The organism is Acidiferrobacter thiooxydans (genome assembly GCF_003333315.1).
GTDB classification, from domain to species: Bacteria; Pseudomonadota; Gammaproteobacteria; order Acidiferrobacterales; family Acidiferrobacteraceae; genus Acidiferrobacter; species Acidiferrobacter thiooxydans.
Genome location: NZ_PSYR01000001.1, coordinates 436,718 through 463,536, shown reverse-complemented (window position 1 = coordinate 463,536; position 26,819 = coordinate 436,718). Strand labels below are relative to the sequence as shown.

Below are 26,819 nucleotides of genomic sequence, written 5' to 3'. Positions count from 1 at the left end.
CTGTGCGCTCGACGTTTCCCGCCCAGGAGGAGCGCCGCCGACGCGTAGCCTTCGAGGGTTGAGCCCGCGAATCTTCCCGACGCTCGCCATGGATTCCAATACCCTGTCAACGTCTTTCCGGCGCGCAAGGTCGGCCTACCCGAAGACCTGACCCGCAGGCTTGCCGTGCCTCTCAATTGAACCCGGACCCATGGGGATAGGGCCTCAACCCGGAGTCCCGCCTCGGCGCACGGACGCCGGGCTTGCGCGGCGTCGCCACGCGGCCACGGCCACGATGAGTGCGAGCATGACCAGGACGCCGGTGTTGCCGAAACGATCATAGGGCGTAAGCCCTACATACGGTTGCGCGACCACCGTCAGCACACCCTCCCGAAAAGGAGCGAGCCGGGCACGGATCCGCCCGGTATGACCCACGAGCGCCGTGATGCCATCATTGGTCGCGATCACCATGTCACGGCCGGCCTCGGCGGCGCGCAGTTGCGCAATCTGGAACTGCTGGGCAGCCTCGTTCGAATGCCCATACCACGAGTCGTCGCTGACATTGACAAGCAGGGTCGCACCCGGCAGGCCCTGGGTGACCAAGGATCCGTAGGCGATCTCATAGCAGATCGACACACCGACGCGTGCGTGCGCAACAGGCAAGGGGGGCTCTGCGCCATGCCAGGGCGTGAAGCTCGCCATCGGGATATGCAGGACGTCCAGGACCGGGGTCAAGAGTGCCGGCCACGGCAGATATTCGCCGAATGGCACCAGGTGGCGCTTACGGTAGAAACCGTCATGACGCCCGATACTCATGACCGCGTTATAGACAGGTCCATTGGGATCGTTGGCATTACCCTCGATGAGGCCGAACAGGAAGTGGCGGCCGCCGACGCGCGCCAAGTGCTGCATGTAGGGTATGAATCGCCGCCGCAGCTGATGCGAATAGGTCGGGATCGCCGTCTCGGGCCAGATGACCAGGCGACCGTCACTCTTTGCGGTCAGACGCAGATAGCGCCGGATGATCATGCGCAGCATGCCCGGATGCCATTTGACAGTGGGCAAGACATCGCCCTGGACCAGCGAGGCGGTAATCGGCGCGCCGGCGCGATGCACGAAGGAAAGTCCCGCAAGCGCCGGTGTCACGCCGAGCATGAGCAACACCGGTAGCAGGTCGCGCCGCCGCCCCCGCAAGGCGTTCACGGTGAGCGCGCCGGCTGCGGTCAGAAGGAACGACAGGCCGAGGACGCCCACGAGCGGCGCCCAGGCCATGAGCGGCGGCAGGCTCGCGGCATAACCGACATCAAGCCACGGAAATCCGGTGAGAAACACCCCCCGCACCCATTCGCCGAGCACCCAGATCGCGGCAAAGAGCCAGGGGTCGAGGCCGTCATGTCCTTGCAGGCGCGCAAAGGCCATGCACGCGAGCCCGGCATACGACGCGAGGATCGCGATGAACAGGATACAGGCGAGCGCCGCCAGGGGGGGCGGCATACCACCGAAACGCGACAGCGTGAGATAGACCCAGGGCACGCCGAAGGCAAATAACCCCGCGCCGAAGGCGAAACCACGACCGAAAGCGGCACGCACCGGCGTGGCGATGAGGAGCGCATAGAGGGTCCCCAGGGCGAGTGGCGCAACCCACGGCTGACGGTAGGGGGCAAAGGCCAGATTCAAGACCGCGCCCGCCAGGAACGCGGCCGGCCATCGCGGAAATCCGCTAACCAGCCACTTCGCTTTCTTCGGCAATCGGAACGACTTTCAGGAGATGGACGCGGCGTGAGTCGGCACGCAGTACTTCAAGTTGCAGCCCGCCGATCTCGAGGCGCTCGCCGCGCTTAGGGACACGACCGAGCGTGGTCATGACGAGGCCGCCGATGGTATCCACTTCCTCGTCATCGTAATGGGTGCCGAAGTATTCGTTGAACTCTTTGATGGGCGTAAGCGCCTTGGCCACAAATTCGTGTTCGGCGCGCTGCATGATCATGACGTCATCGGCATCGAGGTCGTGCTCATCCTCGATGTCGCCCACGATCTGCTCCAGGACGTCCTCGATCGTGACAAGGCCCGCCACGCCACCGTATTCGTCGACCACGATGGCCATATGATTGCGGCTGGATCGAAAATCGCGCAGCAAGACATCCAGACGCTTGCTCTCCGGCACGAATACCGCTGGCCGCAGCAAATCGTAGACGTTGAATGACGCACGCTGCTCGCCATGAAAATACCGCAGCAGGTCCTTCGCCAAAAGGATCCCCACCACCTTGTCCTTGTCCCCATCGATGACGGGAAAGCGCGAGTGGCCGGTCTCGATCACCCGCGGCAGATAGCTCTCGGGCAGCTCCTCGCGATCGATCACATCCATCTGCGCGCGCGGGACCATGATGTCACGGACCCGCATCTCCGCGACCTGAAACACCCCCTCGATCATGTCGAGGGCGTCGCTTCCAATGAGACCGCGCTCGTGCGCCTCGCGCAACGTCTCGCGCAGCGCATCACGGTCCTCCGGCGCCCCCCATAAGACGTGCCCCAAACGGTCGAGAAACGACCGCCCGGGTGCGTGGCCATTATCGTCCTGACCCATGGCTCAACGATAAGGGTCCCTAAACCCCAAACCCGTCAATATGCGTGTTTCCCGCGCTTCCATTACCCGTGCGTCCTGATCTGTCTCATGGTCGAGCCCTTGTAGGTGCAGTATACCGTGAATGACGAGATGCGCCCAATGGGCGTTTTCCGGGTATCCGGCGCGCGATGCCTCGGCCTTCACGAGCGGGGCGCAAATGACGATATCACCCAGAAAGCGGGTCTTGCCAAGCGGCGCGTCATGATACGGGAAGGACAGCACATTGGTCGGCCCGGGCCGTCCCCGAAAGCGCCCGTTCAGCTCCGCCGCCTCCGATTCGGCGACCACCCGCAGCCCTAGACGCATGCTGCCCTCGGCCTCCGCGAGCGCCGCCTTGCACCAGCGGACCAGTGCCGGACGGGATGGAACGGCACAATCATCGCAGTCCACCGCCAGATCGATATACACACGGCGCACGCCTAGGACACGCCCTGTACACGCGGCTCGCGCGCCTCATAGGCCTCGACGATGCGCTGGACCAACGGGTGGCGCACGACATCGGCGCTGGCGAAATGCGTGAACGCTATACCTTCCACATCCTTCAGGATATGCAAGGCCTGGCGCAAACCAGACATCTCCGGACGCGGAAGATCGATCTGCGTGACATCACCCGTAACCACCGCAGTGGCCCCGAAACCTAGGCGCGTCAGAAACATCTTCATCTGCTCGGCGGTGGTGTTTTGCGCCTCGTCTAGGATGATGAACGACTCATTCAATGTCCGTCCTCGCATGAATGCAAGGGGTGCGATCTCGATCACACCCTTTTCGACCAGCTTGGCGACGCGCTCGGGGCCGAGCATGTCGTGCAGCGCATCGTAGAGCGGTCGCAGGTACGGATCCACCTTCTGTTCGAGATCGCCTGGCAGGAAGCCCAGACGCTCACCGGCCTCCACCGCCGGGCGGACCAGGACCACGCGCTGCGCCCGCCCTGTTTCCAGGGCATCCACGGCGCAGGCGACCGCCAGGAAGGTCTTGCCGGTACCGGCGGGCCCCACCCCAAAGGTCACATCGTGGGTCAGGATCTTGCGAATGTAGTCGCGCTGCGCGTCGGTGCGCCCGTAGACGCGCTGCTTGGGCATGCGCAACTCGGTGGGCGGATCGCGATCGTCGCGTGTCCTCGATACCTCTTTCAGCGCCATATTGACCCCCGATGGTGTGATGGCCTGGGATTGACCTGTGACCGCATAGAGGGCGGTGATCAGGCGTTGGGCGTGGCGGGCTTGATCATGATGACCGGTGATGCGGAATTGATTGCCGCGGTTCGCGATCTCCACCCCGAGACTGCCCTCGATCTGGCGGAGATGCTCGTCGAGTTGACCACAAAGACGCGACAGCCGTTCGCTGTCGGGAGGTTGGACGGAAAACTGTATCGCCTGGGGCTTGGTGCTCAAGGAATAGCGGCCTCCCTTTGCTTCGATATCGTCGATGGAACGTCGGTTTCGACCCCCACGAGGCGGCCGCGTAAGGAATTGGGTCGGACCTCCAGAATTTCAACCGTGGCGAAACGGCCGACCAGATCCTGGCCATCGCCCGGAAAATTCACGACGCGATTGTTCGCGGTCCGTCCCGAGAGATCGCCACGCCCGCGCGGGGCGTGGCGGTCGATCAGGATCGTCTCGATGCGTCCGATCATGGCGCGGCTGATGGCGGCAGCGTGCTCGAGATTTCGCGACTGTACGCGCGCCAGGCGCTCGGCCTTCACCGACGCCGGTACATCGTCTGCAAACGCCGCAGCCGGCGTGCCCGGCCGCGGGCTGTAGGCAAAACTGTAGGACAAATCAAAGCGCATCTCCTCGATCAGCGCCATGGTCGCCGCGAAATCCTCATCAGTCTCCCCCGGGAAACCGACGATGATATCGGTCGAGAGACTGATGTCGGGCCGCACGCACCGTAGCCTTTCGATCTTGTCGCGATATTCGGCCACCGTATATCCGCGCTTCATGCGCGCGAGAATCCTGTCCGACCCACTTTGCACCGGCAGATGGAGATGGCTTACGAGCTTATCCTCGGCGGCAAAGGCATCGAGCAAGGTGTCCCCGAACTCCAGCGGGTGGGAGGTCGTGAAGCGGATGCGCCCGATCTCCTCGATGTGCGCGATATACCCTATGAGAGTCGCGAGATCGGCCATGCGTCCGTCGCGGCGACGGCCCTGGTAGGCATTCACATTCTGGCCGAGCAGCGTGACCTCGCGCACCCCTTGCAGGGCAAGCGCGGCAATCTCTGCCAAGACATCGTCGAACGGGCGACTGAACTCCTGGCCGCGGGTGTAGGGCACCACGCAAAAACTGCAGTACTTGCTGCACCCCTCCATGATCGATACAAATGCCCGCGGCCCGTCGGCGCGCGGCTCCGGGAGATTGTCGAACTTCTCCATCTCCACGAACGCAATGTCGACACGCGGTTTCCTGGCGCGCGCGTCGGCGAGCAGCGCCGGCACGCGATGGAGTGTCTGGGGCCCGAATACGAGATCGACATAGGGCGCGCGCCGGCGAATCTCCTCGCCCTCTTGGCTTGCCACACACCCTCCGACGCCGATTACGACCCCCGGACGCATGGCCTTCCATTCGTTCAGGCGGCCGAGGTCGGAGAACAGCTTTTCCTGGGCCTTCTCGCGCACCGAGCAGCTGTTTACGAGCAGGACATCGGCGTGCGCCGGGTCGTCCACACGCACCAGCCCGTGGGTCTCCCGCAAAAGGTCCGCAAGCCGGGCCGAGTCGTACTCGTTCATCTGACAGCCGTAGGTCTTGATATAGACAGCGCCCGCCATTCCCGCTCCTTGAAGTGGGATTTACAATACCGACCTTGCGAGGGAATTACCACCCACGAAGACGATGGGCGGGAAAACCGGGCGCGGCGGCGCCGGTCCATGGCCCGGCGCCGCCGGCAGGCCGAGCGCTCGGCCGAGGGTCTAGATCAGCGTATAGGTCCCGTGGATCTCAGGGCGCAGCACGCGGCGACTACCGGCGTACTCACAGAGCACGTCGCCGGCCCCAAGACCCAGGGCCTGGCGATTCTCCCCAACCCCCGCGGGGATTGCCTGCTCGGTCAGGAAACAGGCCTCATAGCGGGCCTCGTCGCGCACCGGCTCATCGCCCACAAACAACGCCGCAAGCCGCGATCCGGATGGATTTTCGAGCTTCACATAGGCGCGCAGTCCGAGGGCGCGCTTGACGTAGCCGCCCATCTGCGAAAAGGGATCGGCAGCAAAGGTGCGCTCCAGGTTTTGCTCCAGGAGTGTGCGCAATTCAGCGCCGGTCAGGGTGACTGCGGAGACCGGCGGGTTCATGGGAACCCAGTCCCGCAAGGCGCCACGGGTGACCGGGCCGGCGGGGATCGGTGCACCGTAACGCCAGGCATTGGTGAACGCGAGCGGGACGCCGGTCTTGGCGCGAATCGCCGCCAGCAGGAGGTTGTCGGCGGTCGACTCCCACATGGCAAAACGATCGAAGCCGCCCGCGGCCTCGGCTTGCACCGCATCGCGCTCCTCCCGGTAGGGACGCAACGCCTCGCTCACGGCATCGGCCATGGCCGCGTCCGGGACGATCCCCGCCGCCACGCAGACGAGCTCGTGGCGATAGTCCCTGATCCTCCCACCCTCCACGCTCAGGTCCAGGCGCCCGAGAAACGAGCCTTGCGCCCCCGACTGGATGACCAGCGCGCCGCCGGCGCGCATAGGCGCAAACAACCGGTTATGGGTATGCCCGCTCAGGCACACATCGATACCCGAGGCCATGCCCAGCAGCTTGAGATCCTGCGGCAGACCGAGGTGCGACAACAACACCACGAGATCGACCTTGTCATCACGCCTCAGGCGCGCGGCAAGCGGCCCTATGACCTCCAGGCCCAAAGTAAAGAACGCGCCCTCGCTAAACGATGCCGGCATGGTCTTGTCGACGATATTACTGGCCACGCCGATGACGCCCACGCGGCAATTGCCGACCTCGAAGACCTCGCAGGGGGAAAATAAAGACGCCCCGGAGCGTTCGTCGTAGACGTTGCAGGCCAGCACCGGGTAGTCAAGGGCGCGCGCCCGGTCCTGGAACCCCTTGGGGCCGTAGGCGAACTCCCAGTGACCGGTCATGGCGGCGATCCCGAGCCTGTTCAAGAGCGGGGGCAAAAGCGCACCGTGGGTCGCTACCGCCGGCCAGGTGCCGTGCAGGGTGTCGCCACAATCGAGAAACAAGACCGGCGCCGTTCGCCGCCACCGGCTCAGCAGTGTGGCGATGCGCGCATAGCCGCCAGCGTTCCGGTATACCGTGCCGCCGGCGCCGGCAAACGCCTCGGGATGCTCATACAGATAGGCATGGCTATCGTTGATCTGTACTAGGGTAATCTCGGCCATGGCCCCATGCTGCCCCACACCGACCCCCGCGCCATCGGCCTTTACGCCGAGCCGCGAGATCAGGAGGCGCCGGTATCCTTCAAGGGGATACGTCGCACCTCGACCGGTGCCCCGCTGCCGGTGTCGAAGGTCACGGCGGCCTCGAGGCCGGCGCGCGCGATGCGCTCCGGGTCCGACTCGCGGTCGTAGACCGCATGCATCGCCCCCAGCGCGTACTGTTCGCCGGAGCCGAAGGCATAGAACTTGGTGTATTCGAGGACCGTCCGCTTGGAGCACACCCCGAAGATCCCGTGGGCATTGGCGATCAGGAGGCTCACCTGCATAGATTCAAAGGCCTCCTCGCCATTGTCCCCATCGAGCCTCAAGAAATAATGGTCCTTCAAGATGGCATGCAGCTGCAGGCTCGTCTTATAGATGTCATTCACATCCTTGAACGAACGCCGACAGGAGGTCTCCTGGAAGATGTTGCGGAGCGCCATGTCCATGGCGGCATGCCCGGTCACGGCAAGCCAGCTATGATCGACCCGTATGAGCTTGCTCGCGTTCTTGATGAAATCGGCGGATTCGCGCTGATCACCATATGTGCCCAGGGTATCGGCGCCGATCACCGCCGCATCGCCCTTGCGCACCACTACTATCGTTGTCATAGCGCCCGCCCTGCGAAACCCGTCAGCGCGATCATTGGACACGCCCCCACGCGCCGCGGGCCACTTTGACCCGGGGCCGACCCCCTTATACTATGGGCACAGTATACGGTCGCCTTCAGCCCATGAGCAATCCATCGGACCAACCGATCTCCCCGCCGCCCGAGGACCGCGCCCGCCGCGCGCAGGAACTCTTGCGCGCGTGCGTGCACTGCGGTTTTTGCAACGCCACATGCCCAACCTACACCCTGACCGGCGATGAGCGCGAAGGCCCGCGCGGCCGCCTCTACCTCATGAAAGACCTACTGGCGGGCAACGCCGGCGGCGCCGATCTCGAGCCGCTCAGCCATTGCCTCAGCTGCCGCTCCTGCGAGACCACCTGTCCTGCGGGGGTCCATTACAGTGAGATACTCGACACGGTACGCGAGCGCACCCAGGAGCAGCGGCCGAGGGGACAACGCGTCCTGGACCACCTCTCGATGGTGGCGCTCTCTGCGCGCCGGCCGCTGGCGGCGATCATGGGCGGCGCGCGGCGCCTGCGACCATTCGCCCCCAAGGCCTTGAGGCAGCGTGTGTTGCCGAGCACCCGTGGGCTCGAGTGGCCGGCGGTGCGCCACGCCCGCCGCGTCGGATTGCTCGTGGGCTGTGTTCAACCGGCGCTGCGTCCAGACCTCGACATCAAGGCGGCGCTCGTCCTCGATCACCTCGACATCAGTGCGCAGCAGGTGGGGCCAAGCTGCTGCGGCGCGCTCCCCTACCACCTTCACGCCCATGACGACGGCCGGTCGACGGCACGGGCGACGCTGACCCTGGCCGAGGCCGGCGATTGGGAGGGTCTGACTAGCACCGCCAGCGGATGCACGGCGTTTCTGAAAGACTATCCACGACTCTTTCAGGACACGGATGCCGCGGGACGCGCCCAGGCGTTCGCCGCCACCGTGACCGATATCGCCGCGTGGATCGATCCCGCGCGCCTGCCGCGCGTGCCGGAGCAACAGCAACGGCGTATCGCCTGGCATGCCCCGTGCAGCCTGCAGCATGCCCTGAAGGAGGCCGGACGCGTGGAGGCCATCCTGCAGGCGCTGGGCCACACGCTCGTCCCGGTCGCCGACGGCGCGCTGTGCTGCGGTTCAGCGGGACCCTACTCCGTGCGTCATCCGCGTCTGGCCACGGCCCTTGGCCGGCGCAAGTGGCAAGCCTTGACAGGCGCCGATCCGGAGATGGTCGTAACCGCCAACATCGGCTGCCAGCAGCATCTGGCGCGCCACGGCGATCGCCCCGTGCATCACTGGCTGGATCTCGTCTACGATGCACTCACCAATCGGGATAGAGTCGCCCGCGATTGAGGATGGCGCGCGGATCCATGGCCGCCTTGATACGCCCCATGAGCGCCATGGTCGCAGGGGCGATCGGCGCCCACGGACCTTGGCTGCGATCGCCCCCCATGAGGCGCATGGCCTGTCCACGCCAGCGCGCGGCATACTGGAAGACCGGCCCGGGATCTCCCGAAAGCCGCCAGAGGCGCTGCGTGCCAGCCCAATCGATCAAGGTCTCGGGCTCCCAGGGCGCGCCCGAGGGGACAAGCAGGCGCCACAGATCATCCGATGGCGCGAAAAACGGCCCACGCAGGTCACGCATATCCGTAAAAAACGCGGGCTTCCCCGTCTCCCCACCGACGATCCGGCGCGCCGCCGCCACCCGCTCCTCACGCCCCGCCAGACGCACATGCAATGTCCCGCCGACATAACAGGCGCCGGTCACCGGTAAGGCGCCCTCCCAGCGCCTCAAGGCGGCGTGCGCCGCGGGCCAGTCGAGGACGAGGTCACGCACCTCCTCGACCTCGGCGCGCCGGGTCAGGCGCAGGCTGGCATCCAGGAGCAGCCCGAGCGTACCGTAAGCCCCGACCATGAGCCGTGCGACATCGAAGCCGGCGACGTTCTTCAGGACCTGTCCGCCGAACCGCAGGATCTCGCCGGTCCCCGACACGATGCGCACGCCAAGCACCGCATCGCGCAATGCCCCGCTATAGGGGCGCGAAGGGCCGGTGAGCCCGATCGCGAGCGCCCCGCCGATGGTGGAGGTCGCGTCAAGGCGTGGAACATCGACCGCCAGGGCCTGCCGCTCTTGCCCCAGAATCTCCTCGAGGGCGGCGATGGGCGTGCCGGCGCGAACCGTCACCACGAACTCGGCCGGGTCGTACTCCACAATGCCGACGTGCCCTGCCACCGAAAGCGGCGCCCCGGTCGGTTGCCGTCCCAACGCCCGACGCGTCCCGCCGCCGACGATCTCGATGGGGGTACCGGCGTCGTAGGCGGCACGCACCGCCGCGGCAAGCGCCTGCGCGCTGTCATTGTCCCTCATGCGCCCCTCGCGCCCTCGATGGCGCTCGCCATGACGACCGGCCTCATCCTAAAACCGTTCGAGGCGCGAGAACGGCAGACGCCCCCCGTGGACATGCATGCCCCCAGGCTCCACGCATCGTGCCGGCGTGGGCACGGCCTTGCCCGGGTTCAGCAAATGATGCGGGTCGAACGCGGACTTCAGGGCATGAAAGACCGCGAGTTCAGCGGCCGAAAACTGCGCGCACATGCCGTCGAGCTTTTCGACGCCGACCCCGTGTTCGCCGCTGATCGTGCCCCCATGCCGCAGGCAAAGCCGCAAAATCTCGGCGCCCAGGGCCTCGACCTGCTCGAGTTGTCCCGGGATCGCCGCGTCGTACAGGATCAACGGATGGAGATTCCCGTCACCCGCATGGAAGACGTTCGCGACCGGTCGTCCGTAACGGTGCGAGAGCGCCGCAATCTCGGCCAACACCGGTACCAGGGACCGACGCGGGATGGTGCCATCCATGCAGTAGTAATCGGGCGCCAGCCGTCCCACCGCGGGGAATGCCGACTTACGGCCCAGCCACAACCGGCGCCGGTCCTCGTCATGCGACGCCTGCTGCAGGGCGAACGCCCCGTGGGCGGCGAAGATCGCGCGTAACCGCTCCCCGTCCAGGACCACCGCCAGATCGTCACCATCGACCTCCGCCAGCACCACCGCCGCCGACCCCTCGGGATAACGGATGCCGGTATAGTCCTGAGCGGCCGACAGCGCGAGACCGTCCATGAGCTCAAGTCCCGCCGGAACGATCCCCTCCGAGATCACCTGGCTCACGCTCGCCGCGGCATCCTCGAGTGACCGGAACGCGGCGAGCCACGTCACGGTCGTCGGCGGCCGGGGCCATAGCCGCACCGTGATCTCGACCACCACCCCCAGCAAGCCCTCGGAGCCCGTCAACAAGGCGCACAGATCCAGGGGGGCCTCGGCGGTCGGACCGCCGATCTCGTGAAGGGTGCCGTCTGCGGTAAAAAACTTGAGGGCGAGAATATTGTGCGTGGTGAGGCCATATTTGAGGCAGTGCACCCCGCCGGCGTTCTCGGCGACATTGCCGCCGATCGTGCAGGCGATCTGCGAGGACGGATCCGGGGCATAAAAAAGGCCGAAGGACCGCGCGGCCTCGGAGATCGCCAGATTGCGGACCCCAGGCTCCACACGCGCCATGCGGTTGTCCGGGTCTATCGCCACGATGCGATCGAGGCGCGCAAGCCCGAGAACGATCCCTTCCGGGTGAGGAAGCGCGCCCCCGGACAGGCCGGTACCGGCGCCGCGCGCCACGACCGGGACATCATACTCCGCACACAAGGCCAACACCTGCCCAACCTCAGTCACGCTCCGCGGCAACGCCACCGCCAACGGCCGCGCCCGGTAGACCGGCAGGCCGTCGCACTCGTACACCGTCACATCCGAGGATTTTTGGAGAAGACCGTCGCCAGGCAAGATACGCTTCAGGCGTCGCATGAAGGCCGCGGGCCACGGACACCGGTTGGACTCTGCAATTTCGTTCATACGATCCTATACTGCCGAGCAAAGCCTCGACGGGCAAGCCCAGGAGATCATGTCATGGCGCAGGACGGATTGGTTGTGGACATCGCGCAGGTCGAGGATTTCCGATTCACAGTGCACTTCGCGCAAGGCGACCTGATGACCGACGAGCCGCCACCCACGGGCACCGGCAGCGGGCCCCAACCGACCGAACTTCTGGCGGCCGCGGTCGCCAATTGCTTGATGGCAAGCCTACTCTTTTGTCTGAATAAATCCCATACCGAAACCGGGCCGCTCAGGGCCCGTGCCCAGGGGCACACCGGGCGCGATGCCTCCGGCCGGTTGCGGATCACCGGCATCGACGTGACGCTGATCGCCCCGGGCGCGACCCCAAGATGCCTGAGCCTCTTCGAAAACTACTGCACAGTCACCCAAAGCGTCAGGGCCGGCATTCCGATCAACGTGGCGGTCACCGACGAACAGGGTCGGGTGATACACGAAGGCCGGATGCCCTCGCCGAATCCTTCCTAACATTCCAAGGCTCTCGGACTTTTGCTGGTACCGGGGGTTCCGGTCGCGGGATAGAGTATTACGGTCCAGGCGGCCCATCCGTCATAGACACTTCAATCTTCACGAAAAGAGGCAGACGCAGATGCAAATGGGAACAGTGAAGTGGTTCAACGAGGCCAAGGGCTTCGGTTTCATAGCACCCCAGGACGGCAGCCCGGATGTGTTCGTGCATTATTCCGCCATCAAGGGCGACGGGTTTCGGAATCTGTCTGAAGGCCAGGTGGTCGAGTTCGAAAGCACTCGAAGCCAGAAGGGGATGCAGGCAACTCACGTGCGGCCGATGCGCTAGATCGCGTCCCGGACCACCGCTGCCCGATAGGGCAAAATAGGGGCCCGAGGGCCCCTATTTCACGGTTGCAGGAACGCTTACCCAGCTACTTCACAATACCCAGGAGGTGCATGGTGAACACCAGGGTAGTATTGGGCGGGATAGCCGGACGCCCTTGCGGCCCATAGGCCAGATGGCCCGGGACCACGATCTGCCAGGTGGACCCCACGGGCATCAGCACCAAGGCCTCCTTCAGGCCGGCGATAAGACCGTTTAGCGGAAACACCGCCGGCTTGCCGGTCTTCTGATTCGTCGCAAACAGCCGGCCATTGATGAAGCGCCCCCAATAGTCGGCCTTGATCGTATCCTGCAAGGTCGGCCGCGGCCCGTGCCCCTCGGTCAGAACCTTATACTCGACGCCGCCCGGCAGGATTTTCACGCCCGGCTTCTTCGCATACTTGGCACGGAACGCCCGGCCCGCGGCCTGCTCGCGCGCGCCCAGGGCCTTCAACATCGCGATATTGTGGGCCTGCATCTGTTTTTGAAACTTGGCCACCACCGACGCCATCTGCGCCGGTGGCAAAAGCGGCTTCGCGCCCTTCAGGGCATCGCTTATGGCGCGCGTGAAGATATCGGGCTCGACGGGGATGCCGTTATTGCGCAGGTTCTCGCCAAACTGATAGCCAAGGCTGTAACTCAACTGCGCCTGGGGCGAGAGGCCTTTGGCCATGACGGGGGCCGCCAACAGGCAGCCTATAGCCGCCAACGCGGCGTACCTCTTATGCATGTAAGCTCCTAGTCGTAAGTGGGTAAACGACGGGACGCCCGGTTCGGACGTGCGCTAAGGAAGCGGGCCCCGGTTGCGGCTTTAAGTCTACCGGGGCCCGCTGTAAAACGATAGGGCCAGCGCTCCGCCGGCCCCGGGCGCGCGGCCCGATTAGCGGGCGGCGCCCTTCTTGGAAGTGGCGGCGGAGGCAATGCCGACCTCCGCGGCCTTCGCCTTGTTGTAACGTTCGCCAATATCCTTCCAGTTCCAGACGTTCCATACCGCCTCGAAGAACTTGGCCTTATCGTTTTGATATTGCAGATAATAAGCATGTTCCCAGGCATCTAGGACCATAAGCGGCACCGCGCCCGGCGTCATTTCAGACTGGTGGTCGTGGATCTCGGTGGTGATGAGGCGCTGCCCGGCCGGGTCCCACGCCAGAACCGCCCAGCCCGACCCCATGGTGGTCATGGCGGCGTTCACAAACTGGCCCTTCAGGCCTTCGAAGGACCCGAAGTCGCGATCGATGGCGCGCGCCAACTCCCCTTCGGGCTTGCCGCCGCCATTGGGTGAGAGGTTCTTCCAGAAAAGCGAGTGCAGGATATGCCCCGAAAGGTTGAAGGCCAGGGCATGTTCCAGGGCCGCCACGCGCGCGAAATTCTTGGTTTCCTGCGCCTCCTTCAGTCCTTCGAGCGCCTGATTGGCACCGTTTACATAGGCGAGATGGTGCTTACTGTGATGCAACTCCATGATTTTCGCGGAGATGTGCGGCTCCAAGGCGCCGTAATCGTAATCAAGATCGGGCAATACGTATTTTTCCAAGGTCTTTCTCCTAGTCGTCGACGGTAGACAATTGGCCAGACAGGTGCGGGATGCGCCCCCGAGCCCGGGTTGGGCTGGTCCGGGGCCACGGCGCCCGCACGGCCCGCGATCAGCAAAGGCCGTGATCGCGCAAGGCCGGTCTGCCGCCCCTTCCTGTCTGGACCGCCCCGACCTTTGCACGCTCAAGGCGGTTCGTGGGGGCGCGCGACGGGACTTTCAAGAGATCTCGAGAAGGCGGACGCGGTAATCGCTGCCGTCGGCGGCGCGCAGCAGGTCGCCGGAACGGAAGGGATACCGGCCGCTGCGGCTATCCCCGAAGTACAGCCGCAAGGTCTCCCGAACCACGGGAAATGCCAGTTCATCCCAGGGGATGTCGGCCTCGTCGAAGAGCGCCACCTCGAGGCTCTCGGGGCCCGGTCCGAATTGGGCATCGCGCAGATGCGCACGAAACAGCAGGTAGACCTGACTGATCTGCGGGAGATTGAACAGGGTGTAGAGGCCATCGATGTCCACGCGCGCACGGGCCTCCTCCCAGGTCTCGCGCACCGCCGCCTCGCGGGTCGTTTCCTCGTTTTCCATAAAGCCTGCCGGCAGGGTCCAAAACCCGCGGCGGGGCTCGATGGCGCGCCGGCAGAGCAGCACTCGGCCCTCCCACGACACCAGGCAGCCGGCCACGATCTTCGGGTTCTCGTAGTGGATGGCCAAACAATGATCGCAGACATCGCGCGGACGCGTGTCCCCCTCCGGGACCCGCCGGGTCAAGCCGCCGCCGCAGTGACAACAAAAGTGCATGAGGCGATTGTAACGCCGTATGGGCCCCGCCGTGTAGCACAGGGGGACACACGGCCGGGCCCGGCGACCGGACCGACCCTTGACGGGGGCAAGCCGGGCGGCGTAGCGTTGGTGTATGAATGACACCAATGTGACACCGGCGGTTCACACCGCCGTGGCGCTCTTTACCATCCGCGAACGCCTTCAGTTTTTGCGCGTAGGCGCAGAGCAGGGGCGGCTCCCCATGGTCGCACTCAGACAGGGGGAAGGATTGGAGGCCGGCGCGCGCCGCGCCCTGGAGACGGCCACCGGCATCGAGGATGTGTTTCTCGAGCAACTCTACACCTTCGACGGGGGACGCGCCGGGGCGCAGGCGATCGTCGCCTATTATGCGCTAGCGCCCTGCGAGCGGCTGCCGATCCGCCGGCCGGGCGTCGGCTGGGCGGACCCCGCCCAGGTCGCAACGCTGTTGGCTGTGGATCACCAGATCATCGTGCAGCGAGCGTGCGAGCGTCTCGCGGGCAAACTCGAATACGCCCCGATCGCCTATCAGTTCCTGGCGGAGCGGTTCACCCTGAGTGAGCTGCAGTCCGTCTATGAAATCATCGGACGCCAGACCTTGGACAAGCGCAACTTCCGCCGGCGCATGCACGCCTCGGCGCACCTGGTCGAGACCCGCGACGTGCGCCGCAATGGATGTCATCGCCCGGCGCGGCTCTACCGTCTGCGCGATACTGAGCCCGCGACTGCGGGATAACTGCGAGGAATTTTTGATGAACACCACCCCATCCCTGCAGCGCTTGGCGCGCGAGCCGTCGGTCACGGCGCTCGACCGCGCGCGCCGCATCCAGCGCATCAAGAAACTCCTTGTCGAACGGGACGCCGTGCTCGTCGCGCATTACTACACCGACGCCGACTTGCAGGCCCTGGCCGAGGAGACCGGCGGCTATGTCTCCGACTCTCTCGACATGGCGCGCTTCGGTCACGAACACAAGGCTAAGACCCTGGTGGTAGCCGGCGTGCGGTTCATGGGCGAAACGGCCAAGATCCTGAATCCGGAAAAGCGCGTGCTCATGCCGACGCTCGAGGCCACCTGCTCGCTCGACGAGAGCTGTCCGGCGGACGCCTTCGGGGCATTCTGTGATGCCCACCCCGACCGCACCGTGGTCGTCTATGCCAACACCAGCGCGGCCGTCAAGGCGCGCGCCGACTGGGTGGTGACATCGAGCATAGCCTTGAGGCTCGCGCGCCATCTGGCGGCGCGGGGCGAGAAGATCCTGTGGGCGCCCGACCGCCACCTGGGCGACTATGTGAGACGCGAAAGCGGCGCGGACATACTGCTTTGGCAAGGATCATGCGTAGTGCACGAGGAGTTCCGCTCCCAGGCCTTGCTCGACCTCAAAAAACGCTACCCGGATGCCTGCGTGCTCGCCCACCCCGAATCACCGGCCGCAGTCCTCGCCCTGGCCGACATGATCGGCTCCACGAGCGCCATGATAGAGGCCGCGCGCACCAGGCCCGCGCGCCGCTTCATCGTCGCCACTGACCACGGCATCCTCTACAAGATGCGTCAGGCCGCGCCCGGCAAGGAGTTCCTGGAGGCACCCACCGGCGGGCATGGCGCGACCTGCAAGTCGTGCGCCCATTGCCCGTGGATGGCCATGAATACATTGGCGACCCTGGAGACCGTCCTTGCCACCGGCGGACCCGAGATCCATATCGAGGAATCGATCCGGCAACGGGCCCTGGAACCGGTCTTGCGCATGCTGGAGTTCGCGGCCTCTGCAAAAACCGAGGTGCTGGGCCTCGGAAACGCCTAGACGGACAGGCCGTTGGCCCCTGGCAGGACCAGGACGGCCTTCGTATCCTGTTGTCATGACGTTGAAGGCCGATCGCAAGTCTCCGACCTGGACCTTGGCCCACCTCGGTGCCCGAGGGCTCGTGCGGCGCGTGCTCGTCGGCGTGAGCGAAAACAATCTGACCGGGTATAGCGCCCAGCTCGCTTATTACTTCTTCCTGTCGCTGTTCCCGCTCCTGCTGTTTCTCGCGACCCTGCTCGCCTACCTGCCCGTGCATCACCGCACGCGGACAGTACTCGCGGTACTGGGTAAGGCCTTGCCGACCCAGGCGCTGCTGCTCGTCAAAGGGGACTTCGAAGGGCTTATGCATCAGCACCAGGACGGGCTCTTGTCATTTAGCATGGCGTTTGCCTTGTACTCGGCCGGCAACGCCATCACCGCCATCGGCGCCGGCCTCAATCAGGCCTATGATGTGCGCGAGAAACGGCCGTACTGGCGCGTACTGCTGATGGCGCTGCTGCTCGTGCTGGCACTGGCGCTCGTGTTCCTGGCGGCATTTGCGATCTTCTTTTTCGGTCCCATTGCCGCCAATGCCTTGGCCGGCCGCCTCGGGATACATCTGCTTCCGATCGTGCTCGGCATCATCCGCTGGCCCATCCTGCTGCTGGCGGTAGTCCTGGCGACCGCGCTGCTCTACTATTTCACGCCGAACGTGCGTCAGGAGTGGCGCTGGCTGACCCCGGGATCGCTGTTCGCGCTCTTTGGATGGACTGCGAGCTCGTTACTCTTCGCCTTCTACGTCAATAACTTCAGTTCTTACAACAAAACCTACGGCTCGATCGGGGCCGTGATCGTGCTGCTCACCTGGATGTATCTCGGGGGACTTGTACTGCTCATCGGCGGCCAGATCAATTCCGTGATCAAGCATGCCGCCGAGGACGGCGCCACAAAGACCGAGACATCCACCGACGAACGCGGGGCCACCGACCACGGGCACCGACGCGAGGCCCGGCGCTAACGCCGGGAGGCAAGCAAGGCGTCGATATGCGCGCGCGCCTCGTCGGCCATCGGCAAGGCGGCCAGGGCTCGCGCAGCGCGCAGCGCGAGCCCTTGGCGGTAATCCGGGTCGCAGGCCGCGCAGGCGATGAGCCGCTCGCAGGCGGTCTCGTATTCGTCGTGCGCCACGGCCGCGGCGGCCTCGCGAAACAGACCATCGGCCTGCGATATCGGAGGCTCATCACCCCCCTCGAGGAGCGTCGCGATGAGCGCAAGATGCGCGTGAAGCGCCGCGATCTCGCCCTCGCTACGCGCCTCCGACGGCAGGGCATCGAGCAACGCAAAGGCCTCGCGGGGCCGCTTGTCGAGAACCAGAAGCCGTGCCACGCGCAAGGCCGCATAGGGGTCACCCGGGCGCTCCAGGGCCGACTGCGCGGCAAGGCGGGCCGCCTGCGCGGTGTCGCCACGCACATGGGCCTGCATGACGGCATCCGATACCGGGGCGTGCCTACTAAACAGCGCACGCAGGTCCGCCTCCGACGACACCCCCTGCAGGCTGTCTTTCACCTCACCTGCACGAAAGACCTGGACAAGCGGCAAGGCCCGCACCCCGAGACGCGCGATGAGCTCGCCATGGTCGTCGGTATTTAGCATCACCAAAAGGATGCGCCCGCCGAATTCCTGGGCAATGCGCACGAGACGGGGCATGAGCACGAGGCACGGCCCGGCGCGCGGTGACCAGAAGTTGACCGCTACCGGACCGCGCCGGGAATTCTCGAGCACCACCCGCGCGAAGTTCTCCGCGGTGCCGTCGATGACGTAAGGAAGAACCGCCATAGGCCCTGGCATCAGGGGATCCTCGTTCGAATCCCCAGGAAATTCGCCCCGGTGTGAAGGCCGTAGGCATACTCGAAGCGCACGCCGCCAACACGCATGCCGAGCCCCGCGCCCATGGTCTGCATGACATCGTTATGCGGCATGGTGACGATCGCGCCTTCGTGGCAACCATGGACGAACGACTGGCAGGCGCCGAGATCCGGCTTCAGGACCAGCGCCTGACCGAGACTGCTCAGCGCGCCGGCCACCTGACCCGCGGGCGGCCTGCGCCGCGCCGGCGGTGTGTTGAGGAGATCCATGAGCGACTGCCGCGGAGGTTGCGCAGTCGACGCCATCGCGACATGCGTCATAGGGACCGGATGCCGCGGCTGCGCCGCCCACGCCGGGCCCACGAGCAAAGTGCCGGCCAGGACCAAGGTCATGGCCCAGCGGCGGGTCTCACGCAAATGGCAGGTCATCGTCATCATGGCCGGATAGATGTGGGTGCGGCCCCCCAGCATTTCAAACCCCGGAGATCTGGCTATTGTAGCACAACGCGGGCTCATACAGCGTGGCAGTCGCGCCTCGCGTGGCCCAGCGCACATCACGGCCAAAACTCACGCATCCATGGAAATCCGATCGAACCCATCCGCGGCGCTCGGCTGTGCGCGCGCCCATAAAACCCTGCCCCTTGCAACGCCTGGCGCCTGCGCTACACCGACACATGAGCCTGGATCAACGCGCCTTCCGTTACATCCTTTGATGAGCGGCAGGCATGCCAGACGGCCGAGGGCAGGTCACGCTTATCCCTTGCCGAGTTGCCACTAAGTCGCGCGTCAGCGGATAGATCCAGTGGCTTTTGACAGGCTTTGCGTGGCGGTGGCGCATATCGATCTTGGCCCCGGTCCCTGGGTATCTCCGACGGCGACAAGCGCCTGCACGCGTATGCGCGCCTGTTTTTGATCGAGACCGGTGAGGCAATCGCCGAGGTCGCCGCCTTCAGTCAAACCTATAAGCTGGTATTCCGACGCAGCTACCGTAGTTGTCATTCGCGTACCCCTTACCGTCTTGTGTGGAAGAGAACTAGCCAGGAGCCCGGTTCGCTCGTCCACCACCTGTGAGACTGCGTACTTGGGTGGAATCGATATCATCATGTGCACATGATCTGACATCAGGCGGCCCTCCTCGATCCGGATGCCCTGCGTTCTGCCAGATTGCGGAAGACCTCGCCTCACTGTTGCCGCAATTGTGCGTATAGAGTTTTTCGGCGACATTTCGGGATAAACACCGCATGATATTTGCACTCCCACTTCGAGTGGCTGGAGTCTTGATGCTCATCCATCGGGAATCTCCCATGGGTGAGCCGCCGGGCTCACCCATGGGCGCTTCGTCGATAGACTCCCCTATTTGTCAAACTTTACCTGCCTCCCCGGCAGAGCCGGGGGGCCTCCCTTTGTGGGCTAGCGGCCATATACTCGTCGGGATTGTGGACACTGACGGTCATTGGGCATTCCCCCTCCCCTTTTTTTGGGCCGGCCCATGACTTGGCGCGGCCTACGGGGATTTTTGCCTCTAATAATGATCTTATATGCGCAATTTGTCTCCTGGAAAGAGACGAACGCGCCTCCTAGTATCATTTACGTTATATTTACCGCGCAGTATGTTTCTTTTCGAGGTGCATATTGAGCACAAAGTATCGTTTACAAACGAAAACGCTAGGCCCACGCGCAGCGCAGCTCTTTACTGAGCTGAATGAACTACGCCGGTCGACGTTCACCTTGACGGATGTGGAATCGATCACCGGCTTATCGGCGGCGGCGGCCCGCAATCTCGTGCACAAGACCCAGCGGCGAGGCTTGGTCACGCGACTGAAGCCTGGCCTATACAATCTCGTGCCCTTCGATCTCGGCCGGGCCACCGAGCATATCGACAGCCCGTACCTGATCGCGCGTGAACTCGCGGGTAGCGCGTCCTACTTTCTGTCGCATGGCACCGCGCTTGAACTGCACCGTATGGTGACGCAACCGAACCTCACCGTTTATGTGTCGTGCACACAGCGCGTGCGTCCGCAGGTGGTGGGCGGCTATGACTTTCGGTTCGTCCACATTACGGCAGAGCAAGAATTCGGGGTCATGAAGCATTGGATTGACAAGGAGCGCTTCGTGATGATCAGCGACGCTGAGCGCACCATCATCGACGGCCTGCGCCACCCGGCATTTGCTAGTGGCATCACCGAAGTCGCCAAGGGCTTGTGGATGAAGCGGGGCGTACTGAAAATCGAACAGCTGGTGGGCTATGCACGACGCCTCGGCGTCGGCGCCGTCGTGCGTCGCTTGGGCTACCTGTTTGGAATACTATGGTCTGGCCGATGCTTCGGTGCTGGAGTCACTGCGCGGCATGCTCACGGCAACTTACCAGCGCCTTGATCCACTGCTCCCCGCCGAGGGGGTATTCCTATCACGTTGGCGGCTCCGGCTCAACGTGACCCCCGAAGAACTGGATGCCACGAGGCTTGGCTAATGATTCCCCAGCGCAACATTTCCCTGATCTCGAACACACTGGTGAGCGCTGGCGGCAGACGAATCCCCGAGGCCGTCATCGAACGCGATTACGTGCTGGCTTGGTTCCTGACCGGTCTGGCCCGTCATCCGCTGCGCGAGGTGCTGGCCTTCAAAGGCGGCACGGCCCTTCGCCGCTGCTGGTTTGACGACTACCGGTTTTCGGAAGACCTAGATTTCACCTTGATCCGTTCTATTGCAATCGAAGAGATCCTGGCGGGGTTTAACGAAATCTTTGCGGCGCTTGAAGCCGCCTGCGGCCTGCGGATCGCATTTGACCGCGAAGACCGCCACGGCCACCGGAACACCCACACCCTCTACTTGCGCTATCAGGGGCCGCTGCCGGCCGCAAACGACATGAAGGTCGACATCACGATCAACGAAGTCCTATGTTTCCCGCTGCAGGATCGCCCCATACAGCGCATCTACGACGGTTTTGACGACTTGCCTGACGGGCCCACCGTGAAGGTCTACGCCATAAAAGAAATCGTGGTTGAAAAGCTGCTGGCGTTGAGCGACCGGGCGCGGAACGAACCGCGCGACCTGTACGACCTCTGGTATATGCTCGCCTCTACCGACTTGCGTATCGCGGAAGTGCGCGCCGAACTCGATACGAAGCTGGCCCTGCGGCAGCGCGTCGTTGCGGGCAAGGAACAGGCCATCACCGCCAAGGAAGACCGGCTGCGGCGGCTCTGGGCCGCAGCCGGTCACCGCCGACCGGACGACCGACCCGCGCAGGGCACCGCTACGTGCTGAAGCCTCGCGCCGCCACCGACTTGTGGTGGCGGCTGCGGCCCATCGCTTATGGCCTGTTGTTCCGGCGTCGCAGCCGCGCACGCCCCCGCGCCCGCCGCCCGGGATGAGCGCCACGGATGAACGGTCTGCGATAGCGGGGTGGCCCAGGCCTCCGCGCCATGGGATGGTGATTGTAGAATCGATCTCGTCTCTGGCGCATCAGGCGTCGCTGCCTCTGCAGGTGATCGATTCGTTGCTCGCGGCGATGGAAGAGCGCGCGCATCGCCGGACGGCGGCCGGGATGATTCTCATAGTACCGTATGACATGCGCCCTCCAAGCGGCATAATGACGCATGTAAAAATGGTGCCGATACCACCAGTGGGGATGATGTATGGCGTACCAGCGCGCGGCATGCATCCGCCACCAGACGAAATAGGGCCGGTAACGAACGATGGGGGGCGGAGGACCGTAGGCCAGAAGGGGCGGTAAATAGACGGTCGCGACCACCGGGAGCCAAGGGCCATCATAGTAGGTGGCATAGACCCAGCCGTCATTCACCCAGCGATAATAGTAGCCATTGGCGCCGTAGATATAGGCCCCAAAGGCCGGCTCATAGTAGGCGTCGATCCCATCACTGAAGGTAAACGCCACCTGCGGCCCGGCCACTGCAAAGGTCGCCTCGCTATACCCATACCCGCCGGGGCGCACGACACACCCGCTCAGTAACAGCAAGGCCGCACCCATCATGGCCCAGACCCTTATCCAACGCCTCATCGTCCATCCTCCCACGACCCGCCCGAAAGGGCGTCACATCGCCCGCGCCGGCACGCGGGCTTCACTGTACCCCGGCGATATCGGATGCGCAAAGCCGCCCATCCCACCTCCCCGTCCGCCGGGCGGCTATGTCCTAGGGAAATGCTTCCAGGAGTGCTGGATGGCAAGATCACGGAAGCGGCACGCCCTGCACCGCCCCACAAGGCCTTGCGTCTGGGCCTGATCATGGCGCAAAAAGCCCGCCATGCCCGCACAAATCCGAACTGTCACCACATAATACAAGACCGCGTCATGGGCACCAGAGACCCTCAGCGCGAGCGCCCCGACGGCCGCCGGAGACAGTGTGGGATCGGTAGGGCCGACCGGCAACGGCGCGGGCGCCGTGAGCCCCCTGAGACACAAGACGCCGGCCACGCCACAATGGTGTCGCCGGGGGCGTTTCATGGGATCGTGTCGGAAAGACACAAAAGCCATCTGGCTCGCCGACACACAGGTCTTGGGCGGCGACACAGCGCCATGGCGGCTACAAAACGGACATGCGCGTCTCCTCATGGCCCCTGCCGCCGCTCAACTCGGCGAGCACCGTGGCAGACACCTTAGTATAATCCCGAACAGACGGTGTTTCCTGAAGGAGGTCTTGATGCCTACGTCCAGCTGTCACCCAATCGCCCCGCATCGCAAGCTCCATATCCCGGACTGGTATGTATCGACCCTGATGCTGGAGCGCACGGTCGATGCCGTCCTGCGGCGCGTCACCTTGCGGCGGGATTGCGATATCCCCTATCTGGCCGGCTACAGCCAGGATGGGCGCACGATCTATATCGATCGCCACCTGCCAACGACCTTCACGGACAAGGGGCGGACAGTGGAAGTGGATCGCTACCTGATCCTCCACGAGGCCGTCGAGAAATCCCTGATCGACGAACTCGACCTTCACTACCTCCATGCCCACCAGATCGCCACTCGCGCCGAGGAGTCGGCGGTGCGCGCCGATCGCATCTCCTGGCGGGCCTATGACGCCTTCATGCAACGCTACGTCAAGAGCGTAGGCGACGAGCGGCTAAAACACGTCCCCGCGGACCTCGATCTCAAGCCCTATCGGGACGAACATGATCGCGACCTCATGGCACGCATGGAAAAGGCGGAATTCCGCGGGCTCACACGCGTCCCGGCGCAGTACCGCAAGCCCAAAACGGCCTCATGACGGCGCGCACCGCGCGTCCTTGGGGATGCCTCACGAATCGACCTCGCCCTTGCGAAACAGGCGACGCATCACCGTATCGCTGTCGAGCTCCTCGTTATTGAGGGCCATGGCCAGCAGCTCCCCGCCCATTACTTGCGGGGCAATGACGAGATCCGGCCGGACATGGTGCATGCGCGCCATGTTCTTGCCATGATTGACGGCGGCTACCGTACGCGTCGCGCCGTTTAGCTCCTTGACGGCCAGGACCGTGAAGGCATTCTCCGAGTCATCGTCGCGCAACGCGAGCACCGCGGTTGCATCCGGGACGCCCGCCGTGCGCAAGGTGTCGGCATCACTGGCATCGCCCACCAGCACATCGGCATCTCCGAAGGCCCCGGCGTCCGCGGCGCTGGCCACGACCACTGTAACCGGAAGATGGCGCGCCAAAAGCTCCCGGCAGGTATTGCGTGCGAGCGATGTGGCACCCACGATCACATAATGATTCTTGCGCATCATCCGCTTGCCGCCCCCCTTCATCAGATTCTGCATGCGCGCGGTCATGGCCGGCACGATGACCGCCGATATGGACGTGGCGAACACCGTAATGCCGAGAATGATGACCGACATCACGAAGAATCGCGCATCCGCGCTCTTTGGCACGATGTCGCCATAACCCACTGTCGACATGGTGACCACCGCGAAGTATAGGGCGCTTGTGAGCGTCGTCACCGGCGGCGCGAATCCCTGACCCAGGACGAAGGCCCCGAACACAGCGTACCCTAGCAACAAGAGGATACTGACGATCGCAAACAATGTCCCGGCCGCAAGGCTCGAGCGGTCGAAGTCCCGCTGAAACACCAGGAGCGCAAGCAGTACGACCCCGTTGAAAACGGTCAAGGCCTGCGGGACACCCGCCCCCGACCGCCACGCGAGCATCAATGTGGCGGCCACGAGCAGCAAGGCCACAGTCCAGGACAACCGCGATCGCCAAAGCAGACCGCCTGCAGCCCCGAACAACAGGAATCCGGCCACGATACGCGGGGCACTACGCCAGGCCTCAGCTGTCAGCCTAGGGATCGTAAGCGGAGTGGCGAACACCCCGATTCGCACGAGGTGCAGGACTGGCCCGAGATTCATGAGACCCAACAGCAGCACCACCAGCGCCACCGGCGCATGCGGAAACCATGCCCGGAAACGCCGCCGGCCCTGCTCGAACCCCTGGCGCAGTCGTGCCCACGGCGCGAGGCGCAACACCTCGACCGGGATTGTACCCGCCTGACGTTCAGGCCTTTGAGGTCGTTTTACAACCGGCCGTTGTCCCACCGCCCCCTCTCATGCCACCGCCACCGATTCGACGCGATCATACCCCCGAAGCCCGCCACGACCAGCATTCCGACCTGCGATCGCAATCGGTGACCTAGCCATCCCGCGGCTTAGGCCTGCGCATCCGCCCACAGCGCGGCGCGCCTTCGATACCCCGCCTATCTCCTGAGAGAGGCCGCGACATATCGCGGACATTCCGGCGCCTTGACCAGCACTTAGCCTATCGCCACTCGATCCCTACAGGTACCGAAAGATCGTCAGGGTGCTATTCGTAAATCATTATATTAGAAATTTGACATCCATCATGACATCGCCGCACGGTTTTCCCTACCGTCTCTCCGTTAAAAAAGACCGGATTCGCGTGCGGCCCTCCGGCGACAACGGGCGACTGCTACGCGAAAGAACGATTATGGGCAACACGCAACGGGACTGATACCCGCGTGCCGCCATCGATCGGCGGTTGGCGTCCCAGTGGGCGCGTCCATCGACGCCCGCCTTATTTAGGTTTACAGGGAGAAGATAATTATGGCATTCAGACTATCACGGCTGGAACCCCGGAAGCTTCTCGCACTGACCTCGGTCCTGGGTGGACTGGCGATATCGGCCAACGCCTGGGCGGTCCCAAGCTTTAGTCGGCAGACCGGCTGGTCGTGCGCCACCTGTCACACCTCCTACCCGCAGCTCACCCCCATGGGGCGGATATTCAAGCTGATGGGCTATACCACGACGAACCTCCAGCCGCAGCAGAAGGTCGAGGCCAAGGTCGGAAATGTCGTGCACCTGCTGTTGCCGCGCATCTCGCAGCTCTCGATCTTCGTGCAGGCCGCCGATACCCATGTCGCCGGCGGCCAGGCCGTTCTTGGCCGGCCATCGCGCGCGAGCGGGGGCCCGGTGGGAGGCAACAATAACCTCCAGGTGCCCAAGCAGGTGAGTCTGTTCTATGCCGGCGAGATCACCCCGCATGTCGGTGACTTCCTGCACATCACCTACAGCGGCAATAGTGGCGGTTTCAGCTTCGACGACTCGAGCATCGTACGCGCCCAGGCCTGGAGCCTCGGGCACTACGATACCTTGATTACGGGCGTGGACGTCAACAACACCCCGAGCGCCACCGACCTCTGGAACACCTCGACCGACTGGCAGGCACCCTTCTTCTCGTCGAACTATACGGCCGCAGGCGAGGTGCCCACGACCTTTATCGCGGCCAGCCAGGGGGCAAGCTTCCCGCTCATTGGCCTGGGCGCCTACGCCGCCGACATTGTCGGGCCGAACCGCGCCAACTGGTTCTATGCCGAGGCCGATGCCTACAACAACTCCCAGGGCACCGGAAACGCACCGAACGGGGGCATTTTTAGTGAAAATGGCGGTAACCAGATGGGCGCTTTTGGGCAGCTGGCAGGGACGGCCCCATATTTGCGCCTCGCCTATCAGCACGACTGGTCGGACTGGAACTGGGAGGTTGGGACCTATGACATGTGGTCGCGCGTCTACGCGAACCCCACGAGCTCCGCAGTCGACCGCTTCTATGACTATGACCTCGACTCGCAGCTGCAGTGGCTCGATATCAACGACAACGATAACGTCACGGTACGCGCCAACCTGATCCACGAGGATGCCAACTTTGCAGCCTCGGATGTCGGGGTCGGATCCAGCGATTCGCACGGTCAGCTCAATACCTTCAACCTGAACGCCACCTACTGGTACCACGACGAATACGGCGCGCAGGGCGGCTTCCAGGACGTGACCGGGACCGCCAACAGCAGCTTCTGGGGCGGCAACGTCTACACCTCCGCCAACGGCTCGCCCAACACCACCGACGAGTGGGTGGAGGCCTCCTACCTGCCGTGGTGGAACACGCGCCTGTCGGTGCGTTACACGGTGTTCAACAAGTTCCGGGGTCTGACGGGGAATAACGGGGTGAGTCCGTCGAAGTTCAACACCATCGAGCTGCTCGCCTGGATTGCCTATTAAGGGAAGGATGC

26 protein-coding genes and 1 pseudogene are annotated in these 26,819 nt (G+C 64.2%); 10 read left to right on the top strand and 17 right to left on the bottom strand.

The features are described 5' to 3' along the window. Positions 1–204 precede the first annotated feature (204 nt). The 7 genes from lnt to C4900_RS02300 all read right to left on the bottom strand — a co-directional run bounded on the left by lnt (position 205) and on the right by C4900_RS02300 (position 7,591). Entirely contained in the window at positions 205–1,728 is a 1,524-nt protein-coding gene (gene lnt / locus C4900_RS02330) for an apolipoprotein N-acyltransferase (RefSeq protein ID WP_114282252.1), read from the bottom strand. Next, positions 1,700–2,563 carry an HlyC/CorC family transporter gene (locus C4900_RS02325; RefSeq protein WP_065971662.1) on the bottom strand — a complete coding sequence of 288 codons (864 nt, stop codon included), beginning with the start codon at positions 2,561–2,563 and terminating at the stop codon, positions 1,700–1,702. Before C4900_RS02325 ends, lnt begins: the two co-directional genes overlap by 29 nt. Positions 2,564–2,566: 3 nt before the next feature. Then, a complete protein-coding gene (gene ybeY, locus C4900_RS02320) occupies positions 2,567–3,019 on the bottom strand; it encodes an rRNA maturation RNase YbeY (protein ID WP_114282251.1) in 453 nt (150 codons plus the stop codon). A gap of 2 nt (positions 3,020–3,021) precedes the next feature. Further along, complete coding sequence (locus C4900_RS02315; RefSeq protein WP_065971660.1) at positions 3,022–3,993, bottom strand: PhoH family protein; 972 nt, start codon at positions 3,991–3,993, stop codon at positions 3,022–3,024. Further along, complete coding sequence (gene miaB / locus C4900_RS02310; protein ID WP_065971659.1) at positions 3,990–5,369, bottom strand: tRNA (N6-isopentenyl adenosine(37)-C2)-methylthiotransferase MiaB; 1,380 nt, start codon at positions 5,367–5,369, stop codon at positions 3,990–3,992. Before miaB ends, C4900_RS02315 begins: the two co-directional genes overlap by 4 nt. A 141-nt stretch (positions 5,370–5,510) precedes the next feature. After that, entirely contained in the window at positions 5,511–6,944 is a 1,434-nt protein-coding gene (locus C4900_RS02305) for a bifunctional metallophosphatase/5'-nucleotidase (RefSeq protein ID WP_114282250.1), read from the bottom strand. 59 nt (positions 6,945–7,003) lie between these two features. Further along, complete coding sequence (locus C4900_RS02300; RefSeq protein ID WP_065971657.1) at positions 7,004–7,591, bottom strand: Ntn hydrolase family protein; 588 nt, start codon at positions 7,589–7,591, stop codon at positions 7,004–7,006. Positions 7,592–7,713: 122 nt separating this feature from the next. On the opposite strand from C4900_RS02300, the gene glcF reads away from it, so the two are divergent. Beyond that, positions 7,714–8,934, top strand: a complete 1,221-nt coding sequence (gene glcF / locus C4900_RS02295) for a glycolate oxidase subunit GlcF (protein WP_065971656.1) — start codon at positions 7,714–7,716, stop codon at positions 8,932–8,934. Here the strand turns inward: glcF and glcE are convergent. Both glcE and C4900_RS02285 read right to left on the bottom strand, forming a co-directional pair. Continuing rightward, on the bottom strand, positions 8,903–9,949 hold the full coding sequence (glcE, locus tag C4900_RS02290) for a glycolate oxidase subunit GlcE (RefSeq protein WP_065971655.1): 1,047 nt from the start codon (positions 9,947–9,949) through the stop codon (positions 8,903–8,905). The two genes, glcF and glcE, sit on opposite strands and share 32 nt — an antisense overlap. A 48-nt stretch (positions 9,950–9,997) precedes the next feature. Further along, on the bottom strand, positions 9,998–11,479 hold the full coding sequence (locus C4900_RS02285) for an FAD-linked oxidase C-terminal domain-containing protein (RefSeq protein ID WP_065971654.1): 1,482 nt from the start codon (positions 11,477–11,479) through the stop codon (positions 9,998–10,000). Between the two features lie 54 nt (positions 11,480–11,533). Here C4900_RS02285 and C4900_RS02280 point away from each other — a divergent pair, with 54 nt between their 5' ends. Together C4900_RS02280 and C4900_RS02275 are read left to right on the top strand one after the other, a co-directional pair. Continuing rightward, positions 11,534–11,986 carry an OsmC family protein gene (locus tag C4900_RS02280; RefSeq protein WP_065971653.1) on the top strand — a complete coding sequence of 151 codons (453 nt, stop codon included), beginning with the start codon at positions 11,534–11,536 and terminating at the stop codon, positions 11,984–11,986. 121 nt (positions 11,987–12,107) lie between these two features. Beyond that, entirely contained in the window at positions 12,108–12,314 is a 207-nt protein-coding gene (locus C4900_RS02275; RefSeq protein ID WP_065971652.1) for a cold-shock protein, read from the top strand. A gap of 85 nt (positions 12,315–12,399) precedes the next feature. Here the strand turns inward: C4900_RS02275 and C4900_RS02270 are convergent, their stop codons facing one another. The 3 genes from C4900_RS02270 to C4900_RS02260 form a co-directional block, all read right to left on the bottom strand. After that, positions 12,400–13,080: an FKBP-type peptidyl-prolyl cis-trans isomerase N-terminal domain-containing protein gene (locus tag C4900_RS02270; RefSeq protein WP_114282249.1), complete on the bottom strand. Its 681-nt coding sequence runs from the start codon at positions 13,078–13,080 to the stop codon at positions 12,400–12,402. A 150-nt stretch (positions 13,081–13,230) separates the two neighbouring features. After that, on the bottom strand, positions 13,231–13,881 hold the full coding sequence (locus C4900_RS02265; protein WP_065971714.1) for a superoxide dismutase: 651 nt from the start codon (positions 13,879–13,881) through the stop codon (positions 13,231–13,233). Positions 13,882–14,097: 216 nt separating this feature from the next. Beyond that, positions 14,098–14,673, bottom strand: coding sequence for an NUDIX hydrolase (locus C4900_RS02260; RefSeq protein WP_114282248.1), 576 nt, complete (start codon positions 14,671–14,673; stop codon positions 14,098–14,100). A gap of 115 nt (positions 14,674–14,788) precedes the next feature. Here C4900_RS02260 and C4900_RS02255 point away from each other — a divergent pair, with 115 nt between their 5' ends. Genes C4900_RS02255 through C4900_RS02245 form a run of 3 tightly spaced genes read left to right on the top strand, consistent with a single transcriptional unit; the run spans position 14,789 to position 17,469 of the window. Beyond that, positions 14,789–15,409, top strand: coding sequence for an NUDIX hydrolase (locus C4900_RS02255; RefSeq protein ID WP_065971879.1), 621 nt, complete (start codon positions 14,789–14,791; stop codon positions 15,407–15,409). Positions 15,410–15,425: 16 nt separating this feature from the next. Further along, entirely contained in the window at positions 15,426–16,472 is a 1,047-nt protein-coding gene (gene nadA / locus C4900_RS02250; RefSeq protein ID WP_083996224.1) for a quinolinate synthase NadA, read from the top strand. A gap of 55 nt (positions 16,473–16,527) precedes the next feature. Continuing rightward, positions 16,528–17,469, top strand: coding sequence for a YihY/virulence factor BrkB family protein (locus C4900_RS02245; protein WP_114282247.1), 942 nt, complete (start codon positions 16,528–16,530; stop codon positions 17,467–17,469). Here the strand turns inward: C4900_RS02245 and C4900_RS02240 are convergent. From C4900_RS02240 to tnpA, 3 genes and pseudogenes are all read right to left on the bottom strand, one after another. Then, on the bottom strand, positions 17,466–18,284 hold the full coding sequence (locus C4900_RS02240; protein WP_170132385.1) for a thioredoxin domain-containing protein: 819 nt from the start codon (positions 18,282–18,284) through the stop codon (positions 17,466–17,468). The two genes, C4900_RS02245 and C4900_RS02240, sit on opposite strands and share 4 nt — an antisense overlap. A gap of 11 nt (positions 18,285–18,295) precedes the next feature. After that, positions 18,296–18,784, bottom strand: a complete 489-nt coding sequence (locus tag C4900_RS02235) for a hypothetical protein (protein ID WP_114282245.1) — start codon at positions 18,782–18,784, stop codon at positions 18,296–18,298. A 588-nt stretch (positions 18,785–19,372) separates the two neighbouring features. Then, positions 19,373–19,605: pseudogene (tnpA, locus tag C4900_RS02230) on the bottom strand (IS200/IS605 family transposase); the annotation flags it as partial. A gap of 340 nt (positions 19,606–19,945) precedes the next feature. Between tnpA and C4900_RS02225 the strand changes: the two are divergent. Both C4900_RS02225 and C4900_RS02220 read left to right on the top strand, forming a co-directional pair. Continuing rightward, on the top strand, positions 19,946–20,689 hold the full coding sequence (locus C4900_RS02225; protein ID WP_211306724.1) for a type IV toxin-antitoxin system AbiEi family antitoxin domain-containing protein: 744 nt from the start codon (positions 19,946–19,948) through the stop codon (positions 20,687–20,689). 93 nt (positions 20,690–20,782) lie between these two features. Next, positions 20,783–21,577 carry a nucleotidyl transferase AbiEii/AbiGii toxin family protein gene (locus C4900_RS02220; RefSeq protein ID WP_114282244.1) on the top strand — a complete coding sequence of 265 codons (795 nt, stop codon included), beginning with the start codon at positions 20,783–20,785 and terminating at the stop codon, positions 21,575–21,577. A 46-nt stretch (positions 21,578–21,623) separates the two neighbouring features. Here C4900_RS02220 and C4900_RS02215 read toward each other — a convergent pair whose 3' ends face one another. Continuing rightward, on the bottom strand, positions 21,624–22,331 hold the full coding sequence (locus C4900_RS02215) for a hypothetical protein (RefSeq protein WP_147267105.1): 708 nt from the start codon (positions 22,329–22,331) through the stop codon (positions 21,624–21,626). 640 nt (positions 22,332–22,971) lie between these two features. Here C4900_RS02215 and C4900_RS02205 point away from each other — a divergent pair. Continuing rightward, on the top strand, positions 22,972–23,535 hold the full coding sequence (locus C4900_RS02205; protein ID WP_141689390.1) for a hypothetical protein: 564 nt from the start codon (positions 22,972–22,974) through the stop codon (positions 23,533–23,535). A 30-nt stretch (positions 23,536–23,565) separates the two neighbouring features. Here C4900_RS02205 and kch read toward each other — a convergent pair whose 3' ends face one another. Continuing rightward, entirely contained in the window at positions 23,566–24,768 is a 1,203-nt protein-coding gene (gene kch / locus C4900_RS02200) for a voltage-gated potassium channel protein (RefSeq protein ID WP_170132384.1), read from the bottom strand. Positions 24,769–25,362: 594 nt separating this feature from the next. Here kch and C4900_RS02195 point away from each other — a divergent pair. Continuing rightward, positions 25,363–26,808 carry a cytochrome C gene (locus tag C4900_RS02195; RefSeq protein ID WP_114282241.1) on the top strand — a complete coding sequence of 482 codons (1,446 nt, stop codon included), beginning with the start codon at positions 25,363–25,365 and terminating at the stop codon, positions 26,806–26,808. The last annotated feature ends 11 nt before the right edge of the window (positions 26,809–26,819 follow it).

Bases quoted from the DNA above. Each gene is read 5' to 3' on its own strand.
- C4900_RS02325 (WP_065971662.1), bottom strand. From the start codon at position 2,563: ATGGGTCAGGACGATAATGGCCACGCACCCGGGCGGTCGTTTCTCGAC.
- miaB (WP_065971659.1), bottom strand. From the start codon at position 5,369: ATGGCGGGCGCTGTCTATATCAAGACCTACGGCTGTCAGATGAACGAG.
- C4900_RS02305 (WP_114282250.1), bottom strand. From the start codon at position 6,944: ATGGCCGAGATTACCCTAGTACAGATCAACGATAGCCATGCCTATCTG.
- C4900_RS02300 (WP_065971657.1), bottom strand. From the start codon at position 7,591: ATGACAACGATAGTAGTGGTGCGCAAGGGCGATGCGGCGGTGATCGGC.
- glcF (WP_065971656.1), top strand. From the start codon at position 7,714: ATGAGCAATCCATCGGACCAACCGATCTCCCCGCCGCCCGAGGACCGC.
- glcE (WP_065971655.1), bottom strand. From the start codon at position 9,949: ATGAGGGACAATGACAGCGCGCAGGCGCTTGCCGCGGCGGTGCGTGCC.
- C4900_RS02285 (WP_065971654.1), bottom strand. From the start codon at position 11,479: ATGAACGAAATTGCAGAGTCCAACCGGTGTCCGTGGCCCGCGGCCTTC.
- C4900_RS02280 (WP_065971653.1), top strand. From the start codon at position 11,534: ATGGCGCAGGACGGATTGGTTGTGGACATCGCGCAGGTCGAGGATTTC.
- C4900_RS02275 (WP_065971652.1), top strand. From the start codon at position 12,108: ATGCAAATGGGAACAGTGAAGTGGTTCAACGAGGCCAAGGGCTTCGGT.
- C4900_RS02270 (WP_114282249.1), bottom strand. From the start codon at position 13,080: ATGCATAAGAGGTACGCCGCGTTGGCGGCTATAGGCTGCCTGTTGGCG.
- C4900_RS02260 (WP_114282248.1), bottom strand. From the start codon at position 14,673: ATGCACTTTTGTTGTCACTGCGGCGGCGGCTTGACCCGGCGGGTCCCG.
- C4900_RS02255 (WP_065971879.1), top strand. From the start codon at position 14,789: ATGAATGACACCAATGTGACACCGGCGGTTCACACCGCCGTGGCGCTC.
- nadA (WP_083996224.1), top strand. From the start codon at position 15,426: ATGAACACCACCCCATCCCTGCAGCGCTTGGCGCGCGAGCCGTCGGTC.
- C4900_RS02245 (WP_114282247.1), top strand. From the start codon at position 16,528: ATGACGTTGAAGGCCGATCGCAAGTCTCCGACCTGGACCTTGGCCCAC.
- C4900_RS02240 (WP_170132385.1), bottom strand. From the start codon at position 18,284: ATGGCGGTTCTTCCTTACGTCATCGACGGCACCGCGGAGAACTTCGCG.
- C4900_RS02235 (WP_114282245.1), bottom strand. From the start codon at position 18,784: ATGCTGGGGGGCCGCACCCACATCTATCCGGCCATGATGACGATGACC.
- C4900_RS02220 (WP_114282244.1), top strand. From the start codon at position 20,783: ATGATTCCCCAGCGCAACATTTCCCTGATCTCGAACACACTGGTGAGC.
- C4900_RS02215 (WP_147267105.1), bottom strand. From the start codon at position 22,331: ATGAGGCGTTGGATAAGGGTCTGGGCCATGATGGGTGCGGCCTTGCTG.
- C4900_RS02205 (WP_141689390.1), top strand. From the start codon at position 22,972: ATGCCTACGTCCAGCTGTCACCCAATCGCCCCGCATCGCAAGCTCCAT.
- C4900_RS02195 (WP_114282241.1), top strand. From the start codon at position 25,363: ATGGCATTCAGACTATCACGGCTGGAACCCCGGAAGCTTCTCGCACTG.